Below are 14,974 nucleotides of genomic sequence, written 5' to 3'. Positions count from 1 at the left end.
GTGAACGACTCCGCCCCGTGGCGCCGACGGTGCGCGGCAGGACTGGCTACACCCTCGGTATTCGGGTAGATACGGACGAGTAGTACCGGCCGGTACCTTTCCCACCAGGGCGCCATGACAACGCCTTGGCCGGTCGGGCCCATCGACCCGACGTTCGCGGCGAGGTGAGTTCCCGATGTCCGCTCCATCCGATTCATTCGACACGGCCCAGGTCCCGGAGCCCAAGGTCTCCGAGCGGGAAGCGCGACGGGTGGCCGAGGCCGCCCGTGAGCAGAGCTGGCGCAAGCCGAGCTTCGCCAAGGAGCTGTTCCTCGGCCGTTTCCAGCTCGATCTCATCCATCCCCACCCCGCGCCCCAGGCGGAGGACGTACGGCGCGGAGAGGCCTTCCTGGCCACGCTGCGTGAGTTCTGCGAGACGCGGATCGACGGCGCCACGATCGAGCGCGAGGCGCGCATTCCCGACGAGGTGATCAACGGCCTCAAGGAACTCGGCGCCTTCGGCATGAAGATCGACCGGAAATACGGCGGCCTCGGCCTCACCCAGGTGTACTACAACAAGGCCCTCGCGCTGGTCGGCATGGCGAACGCCTCGATCGGCGCGCTGCTCTCGGCGCATCAGTCGATCGGCGTACCGCAGCCGCTCAAAATGTTCGGCACCCAGGAGCAGAAGGACACGTTCCTGCCGCGCCTGGCCCGTACCGACATCTCCGCCTTCCTGCTGACCGAGCCCGATGTCGGCTCGGACCCCGCGCGGCTCGCCACCACCGCGGTGCGCGATGGCGACGACTACGTCCTGGACGGCGTGAAGCTCTGGACCACCAACGGAGTCGTCGCCGACCTCCTCGTCGTGATGGCCCGTGTACCGAAGAGGGAGGGGCACAAGGGCGGTATCACCGCCTTCGTCGTCGAGGCGGACTCGCCGGGCATCACGGTGGAGAACCGCAACGCCTTCATGGGCCTGCGCGGTCTGGAGAACGGGGTCACCCGCTTCCACCAGGTACGGGTCCCGGCGGCGAACCGCATCGGCCCCGAGGGAGCCGGCCTCAAGATCGCCCTCACCACGCTCAACACCGGCCGTCTGTCGCTTCCCGCGATGTGCGTCGGCGCGGGCAAGTGGTGCCTGAAGATCGCCCGCGAGTGGACGGCGGCGCGCGAGCAGTGGGGCAAGCCCGTCGCCCAGCACGAGGCGGTGGGGGAGAAGATCTCGTTCATCGCGGCGACGACCTTCGCGCTGGAGGCCGTGGTCGACCTGTCGTCCCAGATGGCCGACGAGGACCGCAACGACATCCGTATCGAGGCGGCGTTGGCCAAGCTGTACGGCTCCGAGATGGGCTGGCTGATGGCGGACGAACTCGTCCAGATCCGCGGCGGACGGGGCTTCGAGACGGCCGATTCACTGGCCGCCCGGGGGGAACGTGCCGTGCCCGCCGAGCAGGTCCTGCGCGACATGCGGATCAACCGGATCTTCGAGGGCTCCACGGAGATCATGCATCTGCTGATCGCCCGCGAGGCGGTCGACGCGCACCTGTCGGTGGCCGGCGACATCATCGACCCCGACAAGACGCTGTCCGACAAGGCGAGGGCCGGAGCGCAGGCGGGCGCCTTCTACGCACGCTGGCTGCCGAAGCTGGTCGCCGGTCCCGGCCAACTGCCCAACTCCTATGCGGAGTTTCACCCCAAGGGGCATCTGGATCTCTCCGCGCATCTGCGCTACGTCGAGCGGACGTCGCGCAAGCTCGCCCGCTCGACCTTCTACGCCATGTCGCGCTGGCAGGGCGGCATGGAGACCAAGCAGGGCTTCCTCGGCCGCATCGTGGACATCGGCGCCGAACTGTTCGCGATGAGCGCGGCGTGCGTACGGGCCGAGATGCTGCGTACGGGGGGAGAGCACGGCCGCGAGGCGTACCAGCTCGCCGACGTCTTCTGCCGGCAGGCCCGGATCCGCGTCGAGGAACTGTTCACGCGGCTGTGGTCCAACACGGACGACATCGACCGCAAGGTCGTGAACGGTGTGCTGTCGGGGACGTACACCTGGCTGGAGGAAGGCATCATCGACCCGAGCGGTGACGGCCCCTGGATCGCCGACGCCACGCCCGGTCCGTCGCAGCGGAACAACGTCCACCGGCCCATCCGCTGAGCGACCGGGTCGAGTTGCCTGGACCGACCGGGAGCCGAGCCCTTCCGGCCGTTCCGACGGGGTGGGGGAAACCACCGGGCCGCGTCCTCCTTACGGAGGACGCGGCCCGTGGCGTACGGGGGCTGCCCTAGTTGAACGGGTCGAGCGTGAGGTACGCCTGCCGCGGGTCGCCGTCGTGCACGAGCGACTCATGGGCGCCGACGTCGTCGAAGGCGAACGCGTACGCCTTGCCGTCGACCATCTGCTCGTGGATCTTCCGCGCGTAGTGGTTGGTGACGCTGTCCTTGTAGAAGTCCGCCGGGCCGGCGTCGGGCTGGTTGGGGTTGGTCAGGAGCGTCGAGCGGTTGAACCCGGCGCACAGCGTGCGTGAAATCGGGCCCCGTACTTGGTCGTTGGGCGCGTCGAGCAGCTTGTAGCAGCCGAAGATGCTGTCGGCGTCGGGCTTCTGGAACGAAGTGACCACGGCGCCCGAGGTGTTGGTGAAGTTCATGACGTTGCCGGAGACCCTGCCGACGTACTTGACCGCCGGCTGATTCGCGAACGGGGTCACCGTGAGCGGGGAGTTGGCGTACTTCGCCCACACCCGGTCGATGTAGTCGTTCAGCACACCGGCCGGCAGGGCGCCGGAGGGGATGCCGTGACCCGGTGCGAGCGCCCGCAGGACCGTGCCGTCCGGCCGGGTCTGGATCAGACCGCCCCAGCCGCCCGGCTGGCTCCTGAGAGAGTTGTAGAAGCCGTTGTAGCCGCCCGGCTTCAGGTGGCCCGTGGTCTTGGTCGCGCCGCTGGGGCCCTTGACGCCGACCGCGTACGGCGCCGAGAACATGTCTACCTGGGTGCTGTTGATCCAGAGGCCGGAGTCGTTGAGCGTGTACTCGGACCAGTTGAAGAGGATGTTCCGGTTCGGGTCGCTCGGATTCTGTACGGCCGGCTGCACCAGCCCGCCGGTGGCCAGCTTGAAGACGAGCTTCTGCCCGTACGAGAAGTAGACCCGTCCCGAGAACTTCGGCAGCTGGATCGTCCGGCTCTGCCCCGGGGGCGGTCCCGCGATCGAGGCGTCGGGCGCCGGGGTCGGCGGATTGCCGCCGCCGGGCCAGGCGTGGAAGGTGCCGTTGGCGTCGGCCCAGCCCTGGCGGCCGGAGGAGAGCTCGGTACCGAGGTTGTAGATGTAGAGCTGTTCGCCGCGGCCGGAGTTGTTCGTGATGGTGAACGGAATGGTGCTGGGAACCGCGGCCTCGGCCGGGGTGGTGCTGGTCAAGGCCGTGAATCCGGTGGTGAAGACCACCGCGGCGGCCAGAGAGGCCAGCAGCTTGCGTATCGCGGGCACTCGCTCTTCCTCCTCGTCAGGTGAATCCCGGTGAGAACAGTGGGGGGCGGAATCTGACGTACCGACGCCGCCGGTGAGGCGGGTGCGACCTGAAGGGCCGGGAGCCGGAGGGCCTGCCGGGAGCGGGAAACCGGAAGCGCGTGACTCTTCAGGTCCAGACCTTTCTGAGAGCGCTCTCAGAATTGCGCCGCGCGTGAGGCGTGTCAATGCGGATGCCACAACTTGCCGAAGATGTCTCGACTCGGCCGCCGGTGCCCCGGCCCGCCGCGTGTGACCACGGGGCCCGCATGCAGCACAATCAAGCCGCCACGTGACCACACGGGGCGCGAGCCGCGCGATTCGGCCAGGGGTGCCGCCGAGGGCGCGGGGCCGAGGACGCCGTCAACTGACGATTGGGGCAGGCATGTTCGGGGCGGGAAATCAGGGACGGTCCGGCGGCTGGCGCGCACGCCCGCGCCGCGTGGCGGCTCTCGCGCTCGTAGGCGCCGTACTGACCGGTGCGGCCGCCTGCGGCGGCGGGGGCGGCGAGACGGGCGACAGCGGCAAAAGCGCCAAGGAGACGGGAGCGGACGGCAAGCCGTCCGCGTCCACCCCCGCCGACGACGCCGGAGAGAGCGGCGACGCCCCCGACCCGGCCGGCTCCGGCGGCACCGGGGCCCTCAGCCGGCGTGACCTCACGGCCCTCGCCTTCACCGACGGCGAGAAGATCGGCAAGTACACCGCCGGAGAGTTCACCCTCGGCGCGCCCCTGGGGGAGGACTACACCGCCGACCCCGCCACCTGCCAGCCCCTCGTCAGCCTCGCCAAGGGCGCCACCGCCTTCGATCCGGTGTCCGAGGTCCACCGCAACGTCGACGTCACCGAGGAGATGCTGGGCACGACCGTCGCCGTACAGCTCCGTTCCTACAACGGCGACGGCGCGGCCTCCGTAATGAAGGCCCTCGGTGCGGCGGGCAAGGCGTGCGCGGGCGGCTTCGTCGAGAACCGGGCCGTCGCCAAGGGGCAGTACCTGAAGGTCGAGCCGGTCAAGGCGCCCGACCACGGCGACGAGGCGCAGGCGTACCGCTTCACGATCCTCGACGTGAGGGGCACGCTGAAGCTGTACGAGTACCTCACCGTAGTACGTTCCGGCACCACGACCCTCTCCTTCCGGGCCGACATCACGGATACGAAGGACATCGGGAAGGTGCCCGAAGAGGTCATCACGGCGCAGTGGAAGAAGTTCGAGGCGGGCGCCAAGGGCTGACGGACGGGGCCGGCTCCGTAAGAACTCGGCGCCCCGTTTTCGCCCCGCGCTGTCCGCGCCGTGGCCGGATGCGGCAAGAATGGGGCCCATGAGCGACAGTCCAGCCCCCCTCGCCGACCCCCATATCGCCTTCGACGCGTCCGAAGGCCGCCGGGACATCGTCGTCCTCGGCTCCACGGGGTCCATCGGCACGCAGGCGATCGACCTGGTCCTGCGCAACCCCGACCGCTTCCGTGTCACCGCGCTGTCCGCCGCAGGCGGGCGGATCGGACTGCTCGCCGAACAGGCGCGACAGCTCCGGGTCCGCACCGTCGCCGTCGCCCGCGAGGACGCCGTACCGGCGCTGCGCGAGGCGCTGGGTGCTGAGTACGGCTCCGAGCCGCTCCCCGAGATCCTGGCCGGGGCGGACGCCGCCACCGACATCGCGGCGTCCCCGTGCCACACGGTGCTCAACGGCATCACCGGGTCCATCGGCCTCGCGCCGACCCTCGCCGCCCTCCAAGCCGGCCGCACGCTCGCCCTCGCCAACAAGGAGTCGCTGATCGTCGGCGGCCCGCTGGTCAAGGCGCTCGCCAAGCCGGGGCAGATCATCCCGGTCGACTCCGAGCACGCCGCGCTCTTCCAGGGCCTCGCGGCGGGCACCCGGGCCGATGTGCGCAAGCTGGTCGTCACGGCCTCCGGTGGTCCCTTCCGGGGCCGTACGCGAGCCGAACTGGCCCACGTCACCCCGGACGACGCCCTCGCACACCCCACGTGGGCCATGGGCCCCGTGATCACGATCAACTCCGCGACCCTCGTCAACAAGGGGCTGGAGGTCATCGAGGCGCATCTCCTGTACGACATCCCCTTCGAACGCATCGAGGTCGTCGTGCACCCCCAGTCGTACGTCCACTCCATGGTGGAGTTCACGGACGGCTCGACCCTCGCGCAGGCCACGCCGCCCGACATGAGCGGTCCGATCGCCGTGGGCATCGGCTGGCCGCTACGGGTGCCGGACGCCGCGCCCGCCTTCGACTGGTCCACGGCGTCGACCTGGGAGTTCTTCCCGCTCGACAACGAGGCTTTCCCGTCGGTGGGACTCGCCAGGCATGTCGGGTCGCTCGGAGGTACGGCTCCGGCAGTGTTCAATGCCGCCAACGAGGAGTGCGTGGACGCGTTTCTGGCGGGACGGCTGCCGTTCAACGGCATCATGGATACCGTCACGGACGTCGTCGCCGAGCACGGCCGGCCCGCCAAGGGAACCTCGCTCACTGTGGCGGACGTCCTCGAAGCGGAGACCTGGGCACGCGCCCGGGCCCGCGAAATGGCAGAGAAATTCGGCGAAGAACAGCCAGCGGAGGCTCGCGCATGACGATCCTGTTGACAGTCCTCGGCATAGTGATCTTCGCCGTGGGGCTGCTCTTCTCCATCGCGTGGCACGAGCTGGGCCACCTGTCGACGGCCAAGTTCTTCGGCATTCGCGTGCCGCAGTACATGGTCGGTTTCGGCCCCACCATCTGGTCGCGCAAGAGGGGCGACACCGAGTACGGGATCAAGGCGATCCCGCTCGGCGGCTACATCCGAATGATCGGGATGTTCCCGCCGGGCGCCGACGGGCGTGTCGAGGCGCGGTCCACCTCACCCTGGCGCGGCATGATCGAGGACGCCCGTTCGGCGGCCTTCGAGGAACTGAAGGAGGGCGACGAGACCCGGCTCTTCTACACGCGCAAGCCGTGGAAGCGCATGATCGTGATGTTCGCGGGACCGTTCATGAATCTGGTCCTCGCCGTCGTGATCTTCATGGGCGTCGCGATGAGCTTCGGCTTCCAGACCCAGACGACCGAGGTCGCCGGCGTTCAGAAGTGCGTCATCTCCCAGGACGTGGCGCGCGAGAAGTGCACGGCGAGCGACCCCGTGTCGCCCGCCCGCGCCGCCGGTCTCAAGGAGGGCGACAAGATCGTCGCCTTCAACGGACAGCGGGTCGAGGACTGGTCCGTGCTGTCCAACCTCATCCGCGAGACGATCGGCCCCGCCACCATCACGGTCGAACGCGGCGGAAAGGAGGAGGTCCTCCAGGCGACGCTCGCGACGAACATGGTGGCGCAGAAGGACTCGGACGGGGAGGTCGTACCCGACAAGTACGTTCCCGCCGGCTATCTGGGCTTCGCCGCCGCCACCGAGATCGTCCCGCTCTCCTTCGGCGACTCCGTCGACCGCATGGGCGACATGATCGTGACCGGTGTCGAGTCGATCATCGCGCTGCCCTCGAAGATCCCCGATCTCTGGAGCGCCGCCTTCTCCGACGGCGACCGCAAGGACGACTCGCCCGTGGGCGTCGTCGGCGCCGCGCGGATCGGCGGCGAGGTGATGACGCTGGACGTCCCGGCGCAGAACCAGGTCGCGATGATGCTGTTCCTGCTGGCCGGATTCAATCTCTCGCTGTTCCTCTTCAACATGCTGCCGTTGCTGCCGCTCGACGGCGGGCACATGGCCGGGGCCCTGTGGGAGTCCGTACGGAGCAAACTCGCGCGCCTCTTCAAGAGGCCCGACCCGGGGCCGTTCGACGTGGCGAAGCTCATGCCCGTCGCCTACGTCGTGGCGGGGATCTTCATCTGCTTCACGCTGCTGGTGCTCATCGCCGACGTGGTGAATCCGGTCAAGATCATGTAGTTGGACGGGGCGCGGCCACCGCCGCGCTCCATACGTCGGGGTACAGCTCGTGCCGCCGAAGCGGCCTCAGGTTTACGGCCGGGTGTCTCTTTGCGCCCGGCCGTATGCCTTTGGGAGGTTTGCTCGCAGCGGTGTGCTCGTACGGCGGGCCGGTGACGTAATCTCGATGGTCGGAGCCCGCCGAACTCGGGACCACGATCCACACCTTGGGGTTGCACAGCAGATGACTGCGATTTCTCTCGGAATGCCGGATGTTCCGACGAAGCTCGCCGACCGGAGGGTCAGCCGACAGATCCAGGTCGGTTCGGTGGCTGTCGGTGGGGATGCGCCGGTTTCGGTGCAGTCGATGACGACGACGCGTACGTCGGACATCGGGGCGACGTTGCAGCAGATCGCCGAGCTGACGGCGTCGGGGTGTCAGATCGTGCGGGTGGCGTGCCCGACGCAGGACGACGCGGACGCGCTGGCGACGATCGCGCGGAAGTCGCAGATCCCGGTGATCGCGGACATTCACTTCCAGCCGAAGTATGTGTTCGCGGCGATCGACGCGGGGTGTGCGGCGGTGCGGGTGAACCCGGGAAACATCAAGCAGTTCGACGACAAGGTCAAGGAGATCGCCCAGGCGGCGTCCGCGGCCGGCACCCCCATCCGTATCGGCGTGAACGCCGGGTCGCTGGACGCCAGACTTCTCAAGAAGTACGGCAAGGCGACCCCGGAAGCCCTGGTGGAGTCGGCTCTGTGGGAGGCGTCGCTCTTCGAGGAGCACGGCTTCCGGGACATCAAGATCTCGGTGAAGCACAACGATCCGGTGGTGATGGTCAACGCCTACCGTCAGTTGGCGGCCCAGAGTGACTACCCGCTGCATCTCGGGGTGACGGAGGCCGGTCCGGCGTTCCAGGGGACGATCAAGTCGGCGGTCGCGTTCGGGGCGCTGCTCAGCGAGGGCATCGGGGACACGATCCGGGTCTCTCTCTCGGCGCCGCCCGCCGAGGAGGTCAAGGTCGGCCTGCAGATCCTTGAGGCGCTCAATCTCAAGCAGCGCCGTCTGGAGATCGTCTCCTGCCCGTCCTGCGGCCGGGCCCAGGTGGACGTCTACAAACTGGCGGACGAGGTCACAGCGGGTCTGGACGGCATGGAGGTGCCGCTGCGCGTCGCCGTGATGGGCTGCGTCGTGAACGGTCCGGGTGAGGCCCGGGAGGCGGACCTGGGTGTGGCGTCGGGCAACGGCAAGGGCCAGATCTTCGTGAAGGGTCAGGTCATCAAGACGGTGCCCGAGTCGAAGATCGTCGAGACTCTGATCGAGGAGGCGATGAAGATCGCCGAGGAGATGGAACGCGACGGCGTCCCCTCCGGCGAGCCCGAGGTCTCCATCAGCTGAGGATCGGCCAGAGGCTCCTGTGAGCCCGTCGACCGACTCGGCCGGACTCTGTCGACCTTGGTCGACCCCGTCCCCCGCCCTGCCCGCGTTCTGGCTCCGTACGGGCCCCGCACCCCACGCCTCAGGGCGTCCGGAGGGAGCGGGGCCCTTCGGTGTACGCGGCGCGTCACAGAAGTGGCGGGTACAGTGCGAAGAATCAGCAGACGTATGGTGAGGCCCCTCTCGTGTTGACGCAGACCACCACTCGGGTCCTCGACCCAGGCGAACTCGGCGCCGCGCTCGCCATTCTTGAGAGTGAGCCCGTCGCCAACGCGTTCGTGGCTTCGCGTGTCCAGGCGGCGGGGCTCGATCCCTGGCGGCTCGGCGGCGAGATGTGGGGCTGGTACGCGGACGGCCGGCTGCGTTCCCTCTGCTACTCCGGCGCCAACCTGGTGCCCATCTGCGCTTCCCCCGAGGCCGTACGTGCCTTCGCGGACCGCGCCCGCCGGACGGGGCGCCGCTGTTCGTCCATCGTCGGCCCCGCCGAACCGACAGCCCTCCTCTGGCGGCTTCTGGAGCCCAACTGGGGCCCCGCTCGCGAGGTTCGGGCGAACCAGCCGCTCATGGTCACCGAGCAAGTGCCGGAAACGGTGCGGCCCGACCCCCTCGTACGCCGCATCCGCAAGGACGAGCTGGAGACGATCATGCCGGCGTGCGTCGCGATGTTCACCGAGGAGGTCGGCGTCTCGCCGCTGGCCGGCGACGGCGGGCTGCTCTACCAGGCGCGGGTCGCCGAACTCGTAGGTGCGGGGCGGTCGTTCGCCCGTATCGACGACGGAAAGGTGATCTTCAAGGCGGAGATCGGCGCGGCGACGCCGCACGCCTGCCAGATCCAGGGCGTCTGGGTGGCCCCGGAGTTCCGCGGCCGGGGCCTCTCGGAGAGCGGCATGGCGGCCGTCGTACGGTACGCGCTCGCCGACGTCGCCCCCGTCGTCAGCCTCTACGTGAACGACTACAACACACCGGCCAGGGCCTCCTACCGACGGGTCGGCTTCCGCGAGGTGGGCGCCTTCATGAGCGTCCTCTTCTGAAAGTAGGGTTCGGCCATGCCGAGCGTGCCGAGCTTTCCCGGGAGCGAATCCCAGATCCCTGACGTACGCGTGGAGCCGATCGACCTCGCCGCGCGCGTGGACGAGGCGCTGGCCGTCCAGGCACTCGCCTTCGGGCTGGGCGAGGCCGAGATCGGCGTACGGCGCCAGATCGTGCTGCGACACCTCCTGGCGCCCGGTGCGCGCGCCTACGGGGCGCTCACGGCGGAGAACCGGCTGGCCGGGTTCGTCTACGGCATGCCGAACGACCGCTCCCACTGGTGGTCCACGATCGTCGAGCCGTACCTCCGCGCCGGCGACTGCGACAGCTGGCTCGACGACTCCTTCGTCATCACCGAACTGCACGTCCACCCCGCCTTCCAAGGACACGGCATCGGGCGCACACTGATCACCACCATCACGGACGGTGCCACGCAGCCCCGCTCGATCCTCTCCGCGATCGACACCGAGAGCCCCGCCCGCGGCCTCTACCGCACCCTCGGCTACCGGGACCTGGCGCGCCAGGTCCGCTTCCCCAGCGCCGCCAAGCCGTACGCCGTGATGGGAGCCCCGCTGCCGCTGCGGCGGCGCTGAGCACCCTACGGGGCACCGTTACTGATTTCCGCCTGCCGGTGTGCCCCGGATAACCTCCTGGCAACACCCGAGAAGAAACGCAGGAGTGCTCCCCATGTCCCAGGTCCAGCGCATGTCCCGATTGATGGCCAAGACACTGCGCGACGACCCGGCGGACGCGGAGACCCTCAGCCACAAGCTTCTGGTCCGCGCCGGGTACGTGCGCCGCACCTCCGCGGGACTCTGGAGCTGGCTGCCCCTCGGTAAGAAGGTCCTCGACAACATCTCGCGTGTCGTGCGCGAGGAGATGGACGCCATCGGGGCCCAGGAAGTACTGCTGCCGGCGCTGCTTCCCAAGGAGCCCTACGAGGCGAGCGGCCGCTGGGACGAGTACGGCGACCTCCTCTTCCGCCTCAAGGACCGCAAGGGCGGCGACTACCTGCTCGGCCCGACGCACGAGGAGATCTTCACCCTGGTCGTCAAGGACCAGTGCACGTCCTACAAGGACCTGCCGGTGATGCTCTACCAGATCCAGACGAAGTACCGGGACGAGGCGCGCCCCCGCTCCGGCGTGCTGCGCGGCCGCGAGTTCCAGATGAAGGACTCGTACTCCTTCGACACCACGGACGAGGGCCTCGCCGAGTCGTACGCGCTCCACCGCGCGGCCTACCAGAAGATCTTCGCGCGCCTGGGGCTCGACTACCGCATCGTCTCGGCCATCTCCGGCGCGATGGGCGGCTCCGCGTCCGAGGAGTTCCTGGCCCCGGCCGCCGCGGGCGAGGACACCTTTGTCGACTGCCCCAACGGCGACTACGCCGCCAACACCGAGGCCGTCACCTTCACCACCGCGCCCGTCGACGGGTCGGCACACGGGGCGCTGGAGGAGCTGGACACCCCCGACACCCCGACCATCGAGACGCTGGCCGCGTTCCTGGACGTGCCGACCTCCGCGACGCTGAAGAACCTGCTGGTGAAGGTCGACGGCGAGATCACCGCCGTCGGCGTTCCCGGCGACCGCGAGGTGGACCTCGGCAAGCTCGGCGAGCACCTGGCGCCCGCTGTGGTGGAGCTGGTGACGGCGGAGGACTTCGAGGGCCGGCCCGAGCTCGTACGCGGCTACGTCGGCCCCCAGGGGCTGAAGATCCGCTACATCGCCGACCCCCGCGTGGCTCCCGGCACCGCCTGGATCACCGGCGCGAACAAGGCCGACACCCACGCGCGCAACGTCGTCTGCGGACGCGACTTCGAGGTCGACGACTACGTCGACGTCGTGGTCGTCGAGGAGGGCGACCCCTGCCCCGTGTGCGGCGCGGGTCTGAAGCTGGGGCGGGCCATCGAGATCGGTCACATCTTCCAGCTGGGCCGCAAGTACGCCGACACCTTCCAGCTCGACGTGCTCGGGCAGCAGGGCAAGCCGGTGCGGGTGACCATGGGCTCGTACGGCATCGGCGTCTCCCGCGCCGTCGCCGCGCTCGCGGAGCAGACCGCCGACGAGCAGGGGCTGTGCTGGCCCCGTGAGATCGCTCCGGCGGACGTGCACGTCGTCGCGGCGGGCAAGGCGCTCCAGACGGAGCTGGCGGTGGACGTCGCCGAACAGCTGGCGGCGGCGGGGCTGCGGGTGCTCGTCGACGAGCGCGCCGGTGTCTCGCCGGGTGTGAAGTTCACGGACGCGGAGCTGATCGGCGTTCCGCAGATCCTGGTGGCGGGGCGCCGCGCGGGCGAGGGCGTGGTGGAGCTGAAGGACCGCCGCAGCGGGGAGCGCGAGGAGCTCACCGTCGCCGAGGCGGTCGCGCGTCTGACGGCCGCTGTCTGACGTTGCCGCGGCGTCTGACGTTGCCGCGGCCCCTTGGGGGGCGAGGCAGGACGATGGTGTACGGGGCGGACGGGCCGGTCCAGGTGACGGGCGCGGCCCGCCCCGTGGGTGCGGTGCGCGGTTGCGCTGTCCTTGCGACGGACCGCGCCCCCGCTACAGCCAGTCGGCGAACTCCAGCAGCAGTTCCGCGTCTTGGCGGCGTCCGGCCTCCAGCGCGCGGACGCCCGACTCCACCGCGCGGAAGAGCGTCCAGCCACGCAGCCGCTCACTGTCGATGTCCAGCGAATCGGCCAGCTTGTTCACACGGCGCCGCGTCGCGGACGCGCCGGACGCCGCCGCGACCAGGTCCTCCACGCGGTCACGGACCAGCCGCGCCAGGTCGTACGCGCGCTCGCCCACCACGGGCACGGGGCCGACCGCGAGCCATGGCGCACGGTCGCCGGAGAGCACCTTGCCCTGGCGGAAGGCCCCGTGGAGCAGCATCAGCTCCGTCGGCCCGGCCGCGACGAGTTCCTCACGTGCGTCGAGCGCGGCGGTGACGAGTGGAACGACCTGCGGATCGCTCGTGGTCCGCATCGCCGCCGCCTGCGGTGCCGTCCGCTCGGCGACCGTTTCGAAGCCGTGCTCGGCGACGGGCTCCACCCACAACTTCCGCACCGTTCCCGCCGCTTCGAGCAGTGCCTTGGCCTCGGGCAGGGAGCGCAGCGAGGTCTCGGTGTGGAGCCGTTCCAGCAGCAGCTGACCGTCGGAGCCCGAGATGAGCTCCACGGAGCCCCAGCCCTTCCAGTGCGCCAGCGCCGCCCGCTCCGCCCCTGGGGCGGCGAACGGCGGGGCCACCTTGAGCGCCGCGGGCGCCCCGTCGGGGCGCCGTACGAGCACCACGAGGCTGCTCCCGCCACCGGGCGCCACCACCCGCTCGACCGTCAACTCCCGCCGCTTCACAGCCTCCTGGGTGATCCCGGGCAGCTGTCCGAGCCACTCGCCGGCGACGGACTCCCCGTACGTCTCGCTCAGGGTGCGCACCAGCCGCTGCGGCGGTTCGAAAGCCATACGTGCCTAGATCCCTTTCGGAGCGAGCGGGCTCACATCCGCTCGGCGAGCCCAGGAAAGGCTACGCCGCTGCCCCGCCAGCGCACCGCCCGGACCGCCGCCTCGCGCAGCGCCCCTGCGGCGTCCTGTCGCAGAGGCCCCTCGGCGGCCCGCACGAGGTCGGAGTAGACGCCCGCGATCCGGTCCTCCAGATCGGCGGCGAGGCGTATGGCGGCGGCCGCGTCCGGCACCTCGAAGGGCATGGTGTACGCGGCGGCGGCGGCCACGGGCTTCCCGCCGAGATCGCGCACCGTACGAGCGAGACCGTCGCGCCGGGCACGGTGCGCGTCGTACGCGTGTGTCGCCTCCGTGCGGCGTTCGTCGCCGACGCGGCCGCCGACGACGCCGTACCCGTACACCGCGGCGTGTTCCGCGGCGAGGGCGGCCTGGGCGGCGTCGAGCGCACCGTCACCGCTCACGAGGGGGATCCTTCCGTCAGCAGATACGCGTGGGCGGCGCCGGCCGCGGCGAGGGAGGCCAGGAGCCGGGCGAGTTCCGGCGGGGCGTGGACAAGCGCATCGGCGTGCGCGTCTGCGGCACGGCGCTCGGCCGCGGCCAGCGCCTTGAGGGCGGTGACGGGATCGGCGGACACGGACGGCGAGGGCCCGCCGGCCCCGGTGTCACCTGCGGCCGTCCCCAGCGACGGGGCCGACGACGGGGCGGTTGTCGGGGACACTGACGCGGACTCGGAAGGAGACGCGGACGCGGACGCAGACGCGGACGGCTTCGCCGACTCGCCCTTCTCAGGAGGCCGAGGAGGCGGCGACAGAGCGCTCACATGTCGCGCCACGGCGTCCCGCAGGGGCGCCAGCAGTGTGGCCTGATCCGGGTGCCGCTCAAGCACCGCGTCGTACTGCCGCAGGAGTTCGCGACTCCTGTCGGCGGACTTCGCCTTCAGAGCCTTCGCGGCCCGGACCGCGGCCGCGCTTGTCGGGCCGTCAGATCCGTCGCCGTCGTCACCACCCGAGCAGGCGGTCAGCAGACCCCCCGCCGCGGCCCCCGCAGCCAGGAGCGCACCTCGCCGTGTCGTCCCCGTGCGCCCCACGCGTGTCTCCCTCGGGCCTCGCAGTGATCACCGCAGGCGAGCGTACCTGCGGGTCAGCCGCAGGTGGACGGCAACACCCCCCGCGACCGGATACCCTTTGCCTGACACGCGACGATCCCACAACAGCACACACGCGGCCGAGGAGTCACCCGGATGAGCACGACCCACAGCGAGAGGCTGCGCGGACTGCTGGAACCGCTCGTCAGCGCGAAGGGCCTGGATCTCGAAGAGATCGAGGTGGCCCGGGCGGGCAGGCGTCGTGTGCTGAGGATCGTGGTCGACTCCGACGACGGCGTGGATCTCGACGCGTGCGCCGAGCTGAGCCGCACCATCTCCACGACCCTCGACGAGACCGACGTGATGGGCGAGGACGAGTACCAGCTCGAAGTGACCTCCCCCGGAGCCGACCGCCCGCTGACCGAGCGCCGTCATTACGTACGCGCCGTCGGCCGTCTGGCGAAGATTCAGCTCCATGAGGGCGACGAATTCGTGGCCCGTGTCCTCGCGGTGGACGAAGAGGGGCTCGACCTCGAAGTACCGGGCGTGAAAGGGCGCAAGCCGACCGCCCGCCGGGTCGAATTCGTGTCGATCGCCAAGGCGCGCGTGGAGCTCGAGTTCAACCGCAAGGACAAGAAGGAAGAGGAGGCGTAGCC

Annotated in this window: 13 protein-coding genes; 9 read left to right on the top strand and 4 right to left on the bottom strand. The window is 70.0% G+C overall.

The features are described from left to right. Positions 1-175 precede the first annotated feature (175 nt). Complete coding sequence (locus tag IEY79_RS00255) at positions 176-2,137, top strand: acyl-CoA dehydrogenase family protein (protein WP_189105177.1); 1,962 nt, start codon at positions 176-178, stop codon at positions 2,135-2,137. 127 nt (positions 2,138-2,264) lie between these two features. Here the strand turns inward: IEY79_RS00255 and IEY79_RS00250 are convergent, their stop codons facing one another. Beyond that, the gene (locus tag IEY79_RS00250; RefSeq protein ID WP_189105176.1) at positions 2,265-3,461 is read right to left on the bottom strand and encodes a glycoside hydrolase family 64 protein; all 1,197 of its coding nucleotides are present in this window, start codon (positions 3,459-3,461) and stop codon (positions 2,265-2,267) included. Positions 3,462-3,921: 460 nt separating this feature from the next. Between IEY79_RS00250 and IEY79_RS00245 the strand changes: the two genes are divergently transcribed. The 7 genes from IEY79_RS00245 (at position 3,922) to IEY79_RS00215 (ending at position 12,187) form a co-directional block, all read left to right on the top strand. Beyond that, positions 3,922-4,707 carry a hypothetical protein gene (locus IEY79_RS00245; RefSeq protein WP_229700541.1) on the top strand — a complete coding sequence of 262 codons (786 nt, stop codon included), beginning with the start codon at positions 3,922-3,924 and terminating at the stop codon, positions 4,705-4,707. Positions 4,708-4,795: 88 nt separating this feature from the next. Further along, positions 4,796-6,058, top strand: coding sequence for a 1-deoxy-D-xylulose-5-phosphate reductoisomerase (gene dxr / locus IEY79_RS00240; RefSeq protein WP_189105174.1), 1,263 nt, complete (start codon positions 4,796-4,798; stop codon positions 6,056-6,058). Then, on the top strand, positions 6,055-7,356 hold the full coding sequence (locus IEY79_RS00235) for a M50 family metallopeptidase (RefSeq protein ID WP_189105173.1): 1,302 nt from the start codon (positions 6,055-6,057) through the stop codon (positions 7,354-7,356). The genes dxr and IEY79_RS00235 overlap by 4 nt, the downstream gene beginning before the upstream one ends. A gap of 223 nt (positions 7,357-7,579) precedes the next feature. After that, positions 7,580-8,734, top strand: a complete 1,155-nt coding sequence (gene ispG / locus IEY79_RS00230) for a flavodoxin-dependent (E)-4-hydroxy-3-methylbut-2-enyl-diphosphate synthase (protein WP_189105172.1) — start codon at positions 7,580-7,582, stop codon at positions 8,732-8,734. A 224-nt stretch (positions 8,735-8,958) separates the two neighbouring features. Continuing rightward, positions 8,959-9,804 (top strand): GNAT family N-acetyltransferase, encoded by an 846-nt coding sequence (locus tag IEY79_RS00225; RefSeq protein WP_189105171.1) that lies wholly within the window; start codon positions 8,959-8,961, stop codon positions 9,802-9,804. A gap of 15 nt (positions 9,805-9,819) precedes the next feature. Next, positions 9,820-10,395: a GNAT family N-acetyltransferase gene (locus tag IEY79_RS00220; protein WP_189105170.1), complete on the top strand. Its 576-nt coding sequence runs from the start codon at positions 9,820-9,822 to the stop codon at positions 10,393-10,395. 94 nt (positions 10,396-10,489) lie between these two features. Beyond that, positions 10,490-12,187 carry a proline--tRNA ligase gene (locus IEY79_RS00215; RefSeq protein ID WP_189105169.1) on the top strand — a complete coding sequence of 566 codons (1,698 nt, stop codon included), beginning with the start codon at positions 10,490-10,492 and terminating at the stop codon, positions 12,185-12,187. A gap of 153 nt (positions 12,188-12,340) precedes the next feature. Here the strand turns inward: IEY79_RS00215 and IEY79_RS00210 are convergent, their stop codons facing one another. The 3 genes from IEY79_RS00210 to IEY79_RS37165 are packed head-to-tail and all read right to left on the bottom strand — an operon-like array spanning position 12,341 to position 13,868. After that, the gene (locus tag IEY79_RS00210) at positions 12,341-13,237 is read right to left on the bottom strand and encodes an aminoglycoside phosphotransferase family protein (protein ID WP_189105168.1); all 897 of its coding nucleotides are present in this window, start codon (positions 13,235-13,237) and stop codon (positions 12,341-12,343) included. 32 nt (positions 13,238-13,269) lie between these two features. Then, a complete protein-coding gene (locus IEY79_RS00205; RefSeq protein ID WP_189105167.1) occupies positions 13,270-13,695 on the bottom strand; it encodes a ferritin-like domain-containing protein in 426 nt (141 codons plus the stop codon). Further along, positions 13,692-13,868: a hypothetical protein gene (locus IEY79_RS37165; protein ID WP_229700540.1), complete on the bottom strand. Its 177-nt coding sequence runs from the start codon at positions 13,866-13,868 to the stop codon at positions 13,692-13,694. Before IEY79_RS37165 ends, IEY79_RS00205 begins: the two co-directional genes overlap by 4 nt. Positions 13,869-14,474: 606 nt before the next feature. On the opposite strand from IEY79_RS37165, the gene rimP reads away from it, so the two are divergent. Next, positions 14,475-14,972, top strand: a complete 498-nt coding sequence (gene rimP, locus IEY79_RS00195) for a ribosome maturation factor RimP (protein WP_189105165.1) — start codon at positions 14,475-14,477, stop codon at positions 14,970-14,972. Positions 14,973-14,974: the final 2 nt, after the last annotated feature.

The organism is Streptomyces camponoticapitis, from assembly GCF_014646115.1.
Lineage (GTDB): Bacteria > Actinomycetota > Actinomycetes > Streptomycetales > Streptomycetaceae > Streptomyces > Streptomyces camponoticapitis.
This window is presented reverse-complemented; position numbering and strand designations above follow the sequence as displayed.

Coding starts and splice junctions, on each gene's coding strand:
- rimP (WP_189105165.1), top strand. CDS start 14,475: ATGAGCACGACCCACAGCGAGAGGCTGCGCGGACTGCTGGAACCGCTC.
- IEY79_RS00235 (WP_189105173.1), top strand. CDS start 6,055: ATGACGATCCTGTTGACAGTCCTCGGCATAGTGATCTTCGCCGTGGGG.
- ispG (WP_189105172.1), top strand. CDS start 7,580: ATGACTGCGATTTCTCTCGGAATGCCGGATGTTCCGACGAAGCTCGCC.
- dxr (WP_189105174.1), top strand. CDS start 4,796: ATGAGCGACAGTCCAGCCCCCCTCGCCGACCCCCATATCGCCTTCGAC.
- IEY79_RS00210 (WP_189105168.1), bottom strand. CDS start 13,237: ATGGCTTTCGAACCGCCGCAGCGGCTGGTGCGCACCCTGAGCGAGACG.
- IEY79_RS00215 (WP_189105169.1), top strand. CDS start 10,490: ATGTCCCAGGTCCAGCGCATGTCCCGATTGATGGCCAAGACACTGCGC.
- IEY79_RS00220 (WP_189105170.1), top strand. CDS start 9,820: ATGCCGAGCGTGCCGAGCTTTCCCGGGAGCGAATCCCAGATCCCTGAC.
- IEY79_RS00255 (WP_189105177.1), top strand. CDS start 176: ATGTCCGCTCCATCCGATTCATTCGACACGGCCCAGGTCCCGGAGCCC.